This window comes from Luteibacter sp. TLI7-4A, from assembly GCF_056754745.1.
This window is the reverse complement of the sequence record NZ_JBPGWO010000001.1, coordinates 1,793,589-1,806,224: the sequence shown is the minus strand read 5'-3', so window position 1 is coordinate 1,806,224 and position 12,636 is coordinate 1,793,589. Positions and strand designations below refer to the sequence as shown.

The following is a 12,636-nucleotide window of genomic DNA, read 5'->3' as shown; positions in this document are numbered from 1 at the left end:
GCCGTTGTTTGACAGATTTGCGTCAGCTTCGAGAACCACCAGGGGACCCATGACAAAGTCGGAACTGATCGAGGCGCTGGCGCGGCGCCAGACCCACCTTGCCTACGGCGACGTGGAACTTGCCGTCAAGAGTGTGCTTGAGCAGATGAGCCACGCCTTGTCCACGGGTGAACGCATAGAGATCCGCGGCTTCGGCAGCTTTGCATTGCATTTCCGCCCGCCGCGCATGGGGCGTAACCCCAAGACCGGTGAAGCGGTAGCTCTGCCGGGCAAGCACGTACCCCATTTCAAACCCGGCAAGGAATTACGCGAACGCGTAAACCTTATCGAGGAAACCGACGCCGCGCAGTGACGCGGCGTTTTTTTTGGAGCTTCACCGGCTCGGCTTCGCGGTTGGGGTGGTGTGGGGGCAGAGCCGTCGGCCGCCACCCTCGTCGCTCCGGTTGCACCGTCGCTCGGGAAGGGACGCCTGTGGGAGCCGACCCTGTCGGCGATGGGTGCTTGCCTCAATCTGGCCCGCTGCCGCGGGATCGCCGACAAGGTCGGCTCCCACAATGGGGTTTTCGATTCACCCTCCGTGACTCAGCGAAAACGCCCGCGACCCGGGTGCGGCAAGCGACACGCGACGAGCGGTGCTCTTTCCTTCCCACCCACCCCAGGGTCGAGAGAGCTGCCGGGCGCCACCCTCGGCGCGACATTAGGAGCCGAGGACGGGCGGGCGGAGAAGGCCCGCAGGGGGCCGGCCAGGGATGGCCGGCCGTTTCCGCTGAGCCAGGAAGGCGAATCGGAAACCCCCGCCCGACCGTCCGAGCCCGCCGGGGCGCAGCCATCAAACATGGCCGCGCCAGCGGCATCCTTGCCCAAGGGACGGTGACTACCGTCGCGCCGAGGGTGGCGCCCGGCAGCTCCCCTCGCCGCACACAACGAACGCGAGGGCGAAGCCGAGCCCGTCAAAGATCCACATGGCAACCAAGCGCCTCATCCAGGGCACCCAGTCCTGAACGTGCCGCCGAAGCTGTATGAAAAGCCAACCGCACCGCACCATGTTATTCAGGATTCGGGTAGAGTCCCCGGATGCGTCTGCTAGCCATCATCTTTCTCTTGCTGTTCATCGCCGCCGGGATCGTCTTCGGCGCGCTGAATGCCGACCTGGTGCCGTTCGACCTCGGCTTCGCCCAACTGTCCCTGCCCAAGGGTGGGGCGATGCTGGTGGCCGTGCTGGTGGGATGGATCCTTGGCGGAATCACCGCGTGGCTGGGAACGTCGTTCGCCCATCGGAGGCGCCGGCGCAGTCGTGGCGAACGCAAGGCGGACAACGCGACGACCGCATGAATCCGATCTGGTTGTTGGCGCTCGTTCCCCCGCTGGCCTTCGCCTGCGGCTGGTGGCTCGGCCGGCGGAGCCACGCCAGGCGCTCCGGAGAGCGGGTCAACGAGCTTTCCTCCGATTACTTTCGTGGCCTGAACTACCTGCTGAACGAAGAGCAGGACAAGGCGCTCGAGGTATTCCTGCGCCTTGCCGAATACAACCGCGACACGGTCGAGACCCATCTTGCCCTGGGCAACCTCTTCCGCAAGCGCGGCGAGGTCGACCGTGCCATCCGCCTGCATCAGCATCTGGTCTCGCGCCAGGGACTGTCCGATGAAATGAAGACGGTGGCCTTGCTCGAACTGGGCGAGGACTATATGCGGGCCGGGCTGCTCGACCGGGCGGAAACGCTGTTCTCCGACCTCGTGGCCATGGATGCGCTGGCGCCCTCCGCATTGCGGCACCTCATCGCGATCTACCAGCACGAGCGCGAGTGGCACAAGGCCATCGATCATGCGCGCCGGCTGGAGACCATGACCGGTGAAGACGAGTCGGCGATGATCGCCCAGTTCTATTGCGAACTCGCCGAGCAGTCGCGCCAGCACGGGGCGCGCACCGAGGCCCGCGAGTACGTCAAGGAAGCCTTCGCGTGCCAGCAGGACTGCGTCCGCGCGCACATGATCGCCGGTCGTCTCTCCTCGGAGGACGACGAACTCGAACCCGCGATCGCCTCGTACGAGGCCGCCATCGCGGCGGACATCGCCTTCGTTCCCGAGATCCTGCCCCCGCTGCTCAACTGCTATGCACGCTCGCAGCAGATGGATCGCGCCGAGACCTTCCTGCGCGAGATCATGGAGCGTTACCACGGCATATCGCCCGTGTTGGCCCTGACCAGGCTCTACGAGGGCAGGGACGGTGAACGGACGGCCATCGATTTCCTCACCGGGCAGTTGCGCAAGCGTCCGTCCGTGCGCGGCCTGATGGCGCTGATCGACGCGACGATGGACAAGGTCTCCGGCGAGGCCCGTGAGAACTACCTCATCCTGCGCGACCTGACGCGCAAGCTGCTCGAAGGGCAGGCGATGTACCGTTGCAGCCGCTGCGGCTTCGGCGCCAAGGCGCACCACTGGCAGTGCCCGAGCTGCAAGAGCTGGGGCACGGTCCGTCCCATCCACGGCGTCGCGAACGAATGACGGGCACAGTCGCGAGCGCCGGCTCCCTGCTGATCGGCTGCGTCCTGGCCGCCTTCCTCGTCTCCTTCGCCAGCGTGCGCGTCGCCATCGCCTATGCGCATCGCCGCGGCATGCTCGATGCCCCCGGCCATCGTCGTTCGCACACGATGCCGACCCCCCGCGGTGGCGGCATCGGCATCGTCGCCGGTGCGCTGGCCGGCATGCCGGCGGCGTTCCTCCTCCTGCCGGGCTCGCCCGGTGCCGCGGTCGTCGGCGCTTTCACCGTGGCGGTGATCGCCGTGGCGGCCATCGGCTGGCTGGACGACCACGGCTCGCTGCCGATCAGGCCTCGCCTGCTCATCCAGCTCGCAGCCACCCTTCTGTTCTGCGTCGCGCTGGCGACGGGTACCGCCAGCCTGCTCTGGTCCTTGCCCCTGCTGGTGGCCGGTGTCTGGTGCATCAACCTGCACAATTTCATGGACGGGATCGACGGCCTGGCCGCGCAACAGGCGATGTTCTTCGGGGCGGCCTCGGCGGCCCTGGCCTGGGCCGCCGGCAACCCGGCCATCGCCGCTGCCGCCTTCGCCCTGGCCTTGGCGGCGACCGGCTTCTGGTGGTTCAACCGCTCCCCGGCCCGGATCTTCATGGGCGACGTGGGCAGCGGCACCGTCGGCCTCATGGTTTTTGCGATTTCCGCGATGTTATGGGCTTTTCGTACGAATTTGCTCTGGCCGGCGCTGATTTTCTCTTCCGCCTTCGTCATCGACGCGACCTTGACATTGCTCGTGCGAATGCTGCGCGGTGCGCGCTGGTACACTCCGCACCGCGAACACCTTTACCAGTGGCTCGTGAGGCGAGGGGCGTCACATCGGAAGGTAGCCGCGGGCTACTTCGCATGGAACGCGCTCGTCTGCGTTCCCGTCGCATGGATCGCGTTCCGCTTGCCAGCGGCGGCGCCCCTGTGCACGGGAGCGGTGTACCTGTTGGGAGCAGCGATCTGGCGTATTGGCAAGCGAACCTGCTTGCGTCGAAGGGAGCGACATGTTTCTGCGTAAGTTCATCGGCATCATCCACCCCCGCACCGCGGTCGTCGCGCACGACCTGGCCATGGCGGCGCTCGCCTGGTGGATCGCGAAAGCCCTGCGCTATGCCTTGATGCCGGACCTCGCGCCGGTCACGTACCTGCCGATGGAGTTTCCCATCGTGCTGCTGGTGCAAGGCGCGGTGTTCAACTGGACCGGCCTTTACAAGGGTGTCTGGCGGTTCGCCAGCCTGCCCGACCTGTGGAACATCATTCGCGCGACGGTGATCGGCGCGCTGATCATCGGCCTGGCCATGGTCATGTATGCGCGCCTGGATGGCGTGCCCCGCTCGGTGCTGCTGGTGTACCCGGTGGTGCTGGTGGTGCTGCTCGGGCTGCCGAGGCTCAGCTACCGTTTCTGGAAGGACAGCCGCATCGACCTGTTCCAGTCGGCGCCGACCAAGCGCGTGCTCATCGTGGGTGCTGATCGGGCGGGCGAGGCATTGTCCCGCGACCTTCGCCGCGACAGCCGCTACAGCGTGATCGGATTCGTCGACGACAACCTCGCGCTTCGCGGCGCGCAGATCGGCGGCATCCCCGTGCTGGGCACGGTGGACCAGTTGGCGGAGTTGTCGAAAGCGGTGGCGGTACAGATGCTGCTGATCGCGGTGCCGGGTGCGACCACGGCGCAGATGCGCCGGATCGTGGCCTTCTGCGAGAGCACGGGGCTGCCGTTCCGTACCGTCCCGCGCCTCGAGGATGTGGTCGCGGGGCGTGCGCAGTTCAACGAGATCAAGGAAGTGGCCATCGAGGACCTGCTCGGCCGAGATGCGGTCGAGCTGGATTGGACGGCCATTCGCGAGAACATCAGCGGCCGCCGCGTCCTCGTGACCGGCGGCGGCGGCTCGATCGGTTCGGAACTCTGCCGGCAGGTGGCGCGCCTCGGCGCCAACTCGCTCACCGTGGTTGAGATGTCGGAGTACAACCTGTACCGCATCGGCCAGGAGCTGACCTCGGCCTATCCGGAACTGATCTTCAACGGCGTCCTCGCCGACGCGCGTGACGCCACCGCGGTGAATCGCCTGTTCGAGGAGACCCAGCCGCAGATCGTCTTCCACGCCTCCGCCTACAAGCACGTGCCGATGTTGCAGGGGCAATTGCGCGAGGCCTTCCGCAACAACGTCCTCGGCACGCGCATCGTCGCCGATGCCGCGGTGCGCTGCGGCGCGGAATCGTTCGTGCTGATCTCCACCGACAAGGCGGTGAACCCGACCTCGGTGATGGGTGCCTGCAAGCGCATGGCCGAGATCTGGTGCCAGAACCTCGCAGCGCATACTTCGACACGTTTTATCACGGTCCGCTTCGGTAACGTACTGGACTCCGCCGGTTCGGTGGTCCCGCTGTTCCGCAGGCAGATTCGCCAGGGCGGTCCGGTGACGATCACGCACCCGGAGATCTCGCGTTATTTCATGACCATTCCCGAGGCCTGCCAGCTGATCCTCCAGGCGGCCAGTCTCGGCAAGGGGGGTGAAATCTTCGCGCTCGACATGGGCGATCCCGTGAAGATCCGCGACCTCGCCGAACAGATGATCCGTCTGGCCGGCAAGCGTCCCGGTTCCGACATACAGATCGTCTATACCGGACTGCGATCGGGCGAGAAGTTGTTCGAGGAACTGTTCCACCCACTGGAGAACTACACCAGCACGACCCACGCGAAGATTTTCCAGGCACAGCACCGCCAGGTCTCGTGGGAAATGTTGCAGATACAGCTGGCACGCGCCGAGGAGGCCGTGGCCGCGTTCGATGAAGAAACCCTGCGCCGGTGCGTGTCGCAGCTGCTGCCTTCCTTCCGCTGGAGCGAGCCGCAGACCGACAACGTGCTGCCGCTACGCCGAAACGAAAGTGGAGACAACGCATGACCCAACCCCTGCGCAAGGTCGTATTTCCCGTCGCCGGCCTCGGTACGCGCTTCCTTCCCGCGACCAAGGTGGTGGCCAAGGAAATGCTGCCCGTGCTCGACCGTCCGCTGATCCAGTACGCAGTGGATGAAGCCGTCGACGCGGGTGCCGATACGCTGGTGTTCGTCACCAACCGCTACAAGCATGCGATCGCCGACTATTTCGACAAGGCCTACGAGCTGGAAGAGAAGCTCGCGGAAAAGAACAAGGAAGAACTGCTGTCGATCCTGCGTGGCATCCTGCCGCGCCACGTCCGTTGCGTGTTCGTCACCCAGCCGGAGGCCCTCGGCCTCGGCGATGCCGTGCTGCGCGCCGCACCCGTGGTGGGCGACGAGCGCTTCGGCGTGATGCTGCCGGACGACCTGATCTGGACCAAGGGCAAGGGCGCGTTGCGCCAGATGGCCGAAGTGGCCGATGCCAACGACGCCGGCGTGATCGCCGTCGAGGAAGTGCCGGAGAACGACACCGACAAGTACGGCATCGTCGATACCAGCGAACAGCTCAGCGATCGCGCATCCGTGATCACCCACATGGTGGAGAAGCCGAAGCCCGCGGATGCGCCGTCGAACCTCGCCGTGGTCGGCCGCTACGTGCTGCCCAGTGGGATCTTCGAGTACCTGCGCAACACCAAGGAAGGCGCCGGCGGCGAGATCCAGCTCACCGATGCCATCGAGAACCTGCTCAAGGACAAGGGCAAGGTGCTGGCCTACCGTTTCGAGGGCACGCGCTTCGATTGCGGCAACAAGGCCGGCCTGGTCCGCGCCACGATGGCCATGGCGCTGGAAGACCCGAAGCTCGCACCGATCGTGCGCGAGTTCGCCAATAAGGCTTGATCGCCGTCGCCTGTCGGCGGAAGTCCCTGTGGAAGAGCTGGCTCCAGAAGAGTCGGCTCTAGAAGAAGAGCCGGCTCAAGAAGAAGAGCCGGCTCTGTGTGGGAGCCGCTTCAGCGGCGATCCTCGCGGCAGCGGGGCGGGTTGCGGCGAGCACCCATCGCCGCTGAAGCGGCTCCCACAACTGACTCGGTTCCCACAACTGAACCGGCTTACATGTGAGTCTCTTATTTCGTCGGCAGGGTCGGCAGGAACTTCGGGCGGCGGAAGGCGTTGGCCTTCCGCTCCACGCCATAGGCGATCGCGATCAGGGTGGGTTCGCTCCATTTCGCGCCGAAGAACACCACGCCAACCGGTAACTCGTGCGCGAATTCCACCGGCAGCGTGATCGAGGGATAACCGGCGATCGCGGCCGGGGCGGACACGCCGCCGACGGTCGGGTCGCCGCTCACGACGTGGTCGCCCAGCACCAGGTCGTTGACGAAGGCGGGGCCCCAACTCGGCGCGAGCAAGGCGTCGAGGTGGTCTTTCGCCAGCGCCGCGTCGATGCCTTCCGGGCCCGCCAACCGTTTGTTGGTGTCGCGCATCTGGATGTACTTCGGATCGTCCAGGTCGCCCTTGGCCTGTGCGGCAAGGAACAGCTCCTGGCCGAACCACGGCATTTCCCTGGCCGCCTCGCGCTGGTTGAAGGCGATGAGGTCGGCCAGTGTCTTCATCGGCTGGTCCGGACGCGTGGCGAGGTAGGCCTGGATGTCGTGCTTGAACTCGAACAGCAGCACGTTCAGTTCGTTATCGCTCAACTCCTTGAGGTGTGGAATTTCCACCGGGTCGACCACCGTTGCGCCTTGTGCCTTCAACAGGGCGATGGTGGTTTCCAATGCATGGTCCGCATTCGGTTCGATGCCCGCCAGCTGGCGTACCACGCCGATGCGCTTGCCGCGCAGCGCTTCCGGGTCGAGGAATTTCGTGTAGTCGGTGGCGTGTTTGTCCGCCTCGGCCGTGGCCGGATCACGAGGGTCGCTGCCCGCGATGGCGCCAAGGACGGTCGCCGCGTCCGCCACGCTGCGCGCCATCGGGCCCGCCGTGTCCTGGCTGTGCGAGATGGGAATGATGCCGGCACGGCTGACCAGCCCTACCGTCGGCTTGATGCCGACCAGGCCGGTCATGGCGGCGGGGCAGATGATGGAGCCGTCGGTTTCGCTGCCGATCGCCACGGTGGCGAGGCCCGCGGCCACGGCGGCGCCGGAACCGGCGCTGGAACCGCAGGCGTTGCGATCGAGCACATAGGGATTGACCGTGAGGCCGCCACGCCCGGTCCAGCCGCTGGTGGCGTGGTTCGAGCGCATGTTCGCCCATTCGCTGAGGTTGGTCTTGCCCAGGATCACGGCGCCCGCCTTGCGCAAGCGGGCGGCGACGCCCGAGTCGCGTGGCGCGGGCTTGCCGACGAGGGCCAGTGAACCCGCCGTCGTCATCATGCGGTCGCCCGTGTCGATGTTGTCCTTCAGCAATATCGGGATACCCGCCAGCGGACCGTACTTGCCGCTCTTGCGCGCGATGGCGAGTGCGTCGGGGTTGGTCTCCAGCACGGCATTGATCGTGGGGCCGGCCTGGTCGATCGTCGCGATACGTTCGATGAAGAGCCGGGTGAGACCTTCGGGCGTGAGCGCGCCGGACGCATACGCCTGGTGAATCGTGGCGATCGAGGCGAAGGCGTCGTCCTCGCCGGCATCGCGGGCGGCGACGGCGCCGCTGGCAAGCATCAGTACGACGGCGGCCGCGAGGGCGACGGGCTTTGACCAGACATGCGGCATATGACGTTCCCCTTGGCGGATCGGACGGCGGATCGCGTCAATCTTACCCGCGCGGCGCCCGGCTATACTGTAGCGACGCCGTGCCCGCCCGTTTATCCGGCGCGCGTGGCCCACGTTATCCAGGGAGTCCCACATGCGCTGTCTCGTCCGCCGGCTCGCCGTCACGGCTGCCGTGCTCTGCGCCGCATCGGCGATGGCCACCGATTCGCCGACGGTGCCCGACACGCTGGTCCAGCGCATCGCCGCCTGCACGAGTTGCCATGGCGAACACGGCGAGGGCGGCGACAATGGATTCAATCCGCGCCTGGCGGGGAAGCCCGCAGGCTACCTGCACCGCCAGATGCAGGACTTCCAGCGCGGCCTGCGCCACTACGACATCATGGAGTACACGGTCGCGCCGCTGACCGACGACTACATGCGGGAGATCGCCGAGTACTTCGCGGCGCAGGAGGTGCCTTATGCGCGGCACCCGGTGCCGGCGACGACTCCGGCCGCCATGGCGCGCGGCGAACAGCTGGTCACGAAGGGCGACCCCGCGCGTGGCATTCCCCCGTGCATGGCGTGCCACGGACCCAACCTCACGGGCGTGCAGCCGGACATTCCCGGGCTGGTCGGCCTGCCGTACGACTACATCAGTGCGCAACTCGGATCGTGGCGCACCCATACGCGCAGCACGGTCGAACCCGATTGCATGGCGACCATCGTCAGCCGCTTGAGCGACGCCGACATCAGCGCGGTCTCCGCCTGGCTGGCACAGCGCCCGGTGCCCGTCGACGCGCATGCGGAACCGGCCGGTAGCGTGACGCCACCGCTGCGTTGCGGCGTGCTGGGAGGCTGAACCCATGACCGCGATATCCCGCCTCCTCGTATTGCTCTCGCTGGCCCTGGCCAGCACCTTCGCTTTCGCCGACGACACCGTGCAACGTGGCCGGTACCTCGCCGCGGCTGGCGATTGCGCCGCCTGCCACACCGCGCGCAATGGACAACCCTTCGCCGGTGGCCGCGTGGTACCGACGCCGTTCGGAGCCATCCCCGCGCCGAACCTCACGCCCGACCGGGAGACCGGGCTCGGCGCGTGGAGCGCCGACGATCTCTACCGGGCCATGCATTCGGGCAAGGGTCACGATGGCACGTCGCTGTATCCGGCGTTTCCCTTCACCTCTTATACGAAGGTCACGCGCGCCGACACGGACGCGATCTTCGCCTACCTGAAGACCCTGCCCGCGATAAAACGCGCGAACACGGACGACACGTTGCGCTGGCCTTACAACATGCGTTCGCTGATGGGCGCCTGGCGCACGCTGTACTTCGAGGAGGGCGAGTTCCAGCCGGACCCGGCGAAGTCCCCGGCTTGGAACAGGGGCGCCTATCTCGTCCAGGGCATCGGCCATTGCAACGAGTGCCATGCGCGTCGCAACAGTTTCGGCGCGATGGTGGACGATCCGTTCCTTGCCGGTGGCATCGTTCCGGTGCAGAACTGGTACGCGCCCGACCTGTCGATGGGCGCTGGCGGTGGGCTCGCCGGGTGGACCGAAGCCGACGTCGTCGCCTTGCTGAAGACCGGCCGTTCGCGCAAGGGCACGGCATTCGGGCCCATGGCCGAAGTGGTGATGCGCAGCACGCAGCACTTGAGCGACGGTGACCTCGCGGCCATGGCCACCTACCTGAAGTCGCTGCCTCCTCGCGACCCGCCACGCCTGCGCGAATCGGCCGCCGACGCGCGCGAACTCGCATTGAAGGGCCGCAAGGTCTACACCGACCAGTGCGCGGAATGCCATGCCGACGACGGCCGTGGCAAGGGAGAGGCCTATCCGCCACTCGACGGCAACGGGTCGGTGACCGATCCCAGCGGTATCAACGCGATTCGCATCGTATTGTCCGGGGGCTTCGCACCCGCCACGGCGTCGAACCCCCGGCCTTATTCGATGCCCCCGTTCTCGCAGAAGCTCAGCGACGACGATGCGGCCGCGGTGGTCACGTACATCCGGCAGGCCTGGTCGAACAAGGCGCCGTCGGTGTCACCGAACGACATTCGCGCTTACCGTTCGGTCCCGGGCGGCTGAGCAGCGACGAAATCGGCCAGCGCCTGCCACACGTCGATGTCCCATGAACGCCGTGCCTGGCCGGAGGGCGAGGGCAGCACGAAGGCGGGGACGCCAGCGAAAGGCGCTGCCTGCAATCCGTACCCCGCGCCTTTGCCGAGCGCCGACACGCCGGCGTGTTTGCTGGTGAAGGCGATCACGCGCGGCGCGTAGTGTTCGATCTTGCTGCGCAGGGCCGCGACATCGAAGGCATCGACCGGAAGTTCGGCGTCGTTGCCGTAGTGGAATTTCGAAAGATCGGTGAGGCCGATGCCGAATGCCGGCAACAACGGAAATTCCGGCGGCGCGAGCAGGCGTGGCGTCAGCCCCACGGCGAAAAGCGTGCGCCAGAACATGTTGCCGGGATGGGCGTAGTAGGTGCGCTCGCGCGCGGAGCGCGTGCCGGCGGCGGTCCCGCAGATGACCAGGCGCAGACCCGGTTGCAGCAGGTCGGGAAGGACGAAGGATGCGGTGCCGGGACGCGTGACCATGGCGCCACTTTACCTCGTGCTTGCTGCGTCACAACAAAACGTGGACATCGTTCGTCCTAAGGTAGGTGCCCATGAACCCTTCCGACGGGATGCCCGATTTTGCGCATCCGTGGACGCGTTTCGCGCTGGCCGTGGTGGTGGCGCTAGCGGTCGCGGGTCTGCTCCGCCGCGTGGTGCTGGCCTTCCTGCGCCGTTTCGCCCTGCGCCATCCGCGGGGCGCGAGCATGATCGCGCGGGCCAATGCACCCATGGAGGCCATCGTTCCGCTGGCCATGCTGTTGCTGGCGTTCCGTGCCGCGCCGGACGAACCGGCACGACTGATCGGCGCGCTCGAGCACATGGTCGGCCTGAGCCTGATCGTCGCCTGCACGTGGTTCGCCGTGCGTTGCGTCGGCGCGCTGGACGCGGTGGTGTCCCGCTTCCATCCGACCGACCTGGAGGACAACCTGCGGGCGCGCCGCGTGCAGACCCAGGTGCGCGTGTTGAGCCGCACCGCGATGGTGGTGATCGTGGTGCTGGGCATCGGCGTGGCCTTGATGACGTTCCCCGCCGTGCGCCAGTTCGGCGCGAGCCTGCTCGCGTCGGCGGGACTCGCAGGCCTGGCGGTGGGCCTCGCCGCGAAGCCGGTGCTCGGCAACCTCATCGCGGGCATCCAGATCGCACTCACCCAGCCGATCCGTATCGACGACGTGGTGATCGTCGAGAACGAGTGGGGCAGGGTGGAGGAAATCACCAGTACCTATGTCGTGGTGAGCATCTGGGACGAGCGGCGGATGATCGTTCCGTTGCAGTATTTCATCGAGAACCCGTTCCAGAACTGGACGCGGACCAATTCGCGGATACTCGGCTCGGCGATGCTCTGGTTCGACTACGGCTTGCCGCTCGATCCCCTGCGTGCGGAACTGGAGCGGCTGTGCAAGGCCGCACCCGAATGGGATGGGCGCGTCTGCGTGCTGCAGGTGGTGGACACCAACGACAAGGCGATGCAATTGCGGGCATTGGTGAGTTCGCCCAACTCCGGCAAATCGTGGGACTTGCGCTGCAAGGTTCGCGAAGGGTTGATCGATTATGTAAGGCGTGAATTTCCGGACTTCCTGCCGCGTGTCCGCGGCGAGGTGGCGAGCGACGTCCGCATGGCCGACGCAGGGACACCCCCTTTCGGGCACCGGATGACGTCAGCGCGACGCTGAACCCCGCGAGATATCGCGACAAGCGGTGCCCTCTCGCGGCGTGCTAGCGTCACGCCGGAATCGATCCCCTTACCCCTTGAGAGGACTGCCCCATGTCGGTGAACGAACACCCCAGCGAACACGCGGCGCGCCGCTGGTTCGCCAAGAGCTTGTCGGACCTCGGCCACGCCGAGCAGCGGCTCCTCGATCGGCTGGTCCAGCGCAAGTTGGTCGCCGAAGATGTCAACGAGGTATTCAGTTCAGACCTGACCTATGGCCAGCGGCTGGCGGACAAGGTCTCGAGGTTCGGTGGCTCGTGGACCTTCATCATCGTCTTCGCGATCGTGCTGGCCCTGTGGACGGCCCTGAATTCCTACCTGCTGCACCGACCCTTCGATCCTTACCCGTACATCTTCCTCAACCTGCTGTTGTCGATGCTCGCGGCCATCCAGGCGCCCGTCATCATGATGAGCCAGAACCGCCAGGCGGCGAAGGACCGGCTCGATGCGGAGAACGATTACAAGGTGAACCTGCGCGCCGAGATCGAGATCATGGGGCTGCACGACAAGCTCGACCAGATGCGCAGCGACGAGCTCGAACGCATGCTGGTGAAGCAGCAGGAACAGATCGACCTGTTGTTGAAGCTGGTCGGCAGAGGGGAGGGGTGAGGCCGGCATCCATCGCGCCCGGGAAGCGCGATGGTGGGAGCCGACCCTGGTGGGAGCCGACCCTGTCGGCGATGGGTGCTCGCCTCACCCTGGCCCGCTGCCGCGGGATCGCCGACAGGGTCGGCTC

The 12,636-nt window shown here is 66.5% G+C and carries 12 protein-coding genes; 10 read left to right on the top strand and 2 right to left on the bottom strand.

What is annotated here, in order from left to right; genetic code table 11:
• The first annotated feature begins 49 nt into the window (after positions 1-49).
• The 6 genes from ACR9Y6_RS07935 to galU all read left to right on the top strand — a co-directional run bounded on the left by ACR9Y6_RS07935 (position 50) and on the right by galU (position 6,292).
• Positions 50-352 (top strand): integration host factor subunit beta, encoded by a 303-nt coding sequence (locus ACR9Y6_RS07935; RefSeq protein WP_481280810.1) that lies wholly within the window; start codon positions 50-52, stop codon positions 350-352.
• A 722-nt stretch (positions 353-1,074) separates the two neighbouring features.
• Positions 1,075-1,332, top strand: coding sequence for a LapA family protein (locus tag ACR9Y6_RS07930; protein ID WP_481280809.1), 258 nt, complete (start codon positions 1,075-1,077; stop codon positions 1,330-1,332).
• On the top strand, positions 1,329-2,501 hold the full coding sequence (gene lapB, locus ACR9Y6_RS07925) for a lipopolysaccharide assembly protein LapB (RefSeq protein ID WP_481280808.1): 1,173 nt from the start codon (positions 1,329-1,331) through the stop codon (positions 2,499-2,501). The genes ACR9Y6_RS07930 and lapB overlap by 4 nt, the downstream gene beginning before the upstream one ends.
• Positions 2,498-3,535, top strand: a complete 1,038-nt coding sequence (locus ACR9Y6_RS07920) for an MraY family glycosyltransferase (RefSeq protein WP_481280807.1) — start codon at positions 2,498-2,500, stop codon at positions 3,533-3,535. The genes lapB and ACR9Y6_RS07920 overlap by 4 nt, the downstream gene beginning before the upstream one ends.
• Complete coding sequence (locus ACR9Y6_RS07915) at positions 3,522-5,420, top strand: polysaccharide biosynthesis protein (protein ID WP_481280806.1); 1,899 nt, start codon at positions 3,522-3,524, stop codon at positions 5,418-5,420. Before ACR9Y6_RS07920 ends, ACR9Y6_RS07915 begins: the two co-directional genes overlap by 14 nt.
• A complete protein-coding gene (galU, locus tag ACR9Y6_RS07910) occupies positions 5,417-6,292 on the top strand; it encodes a UTP--glucose-1-phosphate uridylyltransferase GalU (protein WP_426287428.1) in 876 nt (291 codons plus the stop codon). Before ACR9Y6_RS07915 ends, galU begins: the two co-directional genes overlap by 4 nt.
• Positions 6,293-6,516: 224 nt before the next feature.
• Here galU and ACR9Y6_RS07905 read toward each other — a convergent pair whose 3' ends face one another.
• Positions 6,517-8,100: an amidase gene (locus tag ACR9Y6_RS07905; protein ID WP_481280805.1), complete on the bottom strand. Its 1,584-nt coding sequence runs from the start codon at positions 8,098-8,100 to the stop codon at positions 6,517-6,519.
• 133 nt (positions 8,101-8,233) lie between these two features.
• On the opposite strand from ACR9Y6_RS07905, the gene ACR9Y6_RS07900 reads away from it, so the two are divergent.
• Complete coding sequence (locus tag ACR9Y6_RS07900) at positions 8,234-8,938, top strand: c-type cytochrome (protein ID WP_481280804.1); 705 nt, start codon at positions 8,234-8,236, stop codon at positions 8,936-8,938.
• A 4-nt stretch (positions 8,939-8,942) separates the two neighbouring features.
• A complete protein-coding gene (locus tag ACR9Y6_RS07895; RefSeq protein WP_481280803.1) occupies positions 8,943-10,163 on the top strand; it encodes a c-type cytochrome in 1,221 nt (406 codons plus the stop codon).
• Here the strand turns inward: ACR9Y6_RS07895 and ACR9Y6_RS07890 are convergent.
• Positions 10,139-10,672: a mismatch-specific DNA-glycosylase gene (locus ACR9Y6_RS07890; RefSeq protein ID WP_481280802.1), complete on the bottom strand. Its 534-nt coding sequence runs from the start codon at positions 10,670-10,672 to the stop codon at positions 10,139-10,141. The two genes, ACR9Y6_RS07895 and ACR9Y6_RS07890, sit on opposite strands and share 25 nt — an antisense overlap.
• 71 nt (positions 10,673-10,743) lie before the next feature.
• Between ACR9Y6_RS07890 and ACR9Y6_RS07885 the strand changes: the two genes are divergently transcribed.
• Positions 10,744-11,862 (top strand): mechanosensitive ion channel family protein, encoded by a 1,119-nt coding sequence (locus ACR9Y6_RS07885; RefSeq protein WP_481280801.1) that lies wholly within the window; start codon positions 10,744-10,746, stop codon positions 11,860-11,862.
• A gap of 92 nt (positions 11,863-11,954) precedes the next feature.
• Positions 11,955-12,509, top strand: coding sequence for a DUF1003 domain-containing protein (locus ACR9Y6_RS07880; protein ID WP_481280800.1), 555 nt, complete (start codon positions 11,955-11,957; stop codon positions 12,507-12,509).
• The last annotated feature ends 127 nt before the right edge of the window (positions 12,510-12,636 follow it).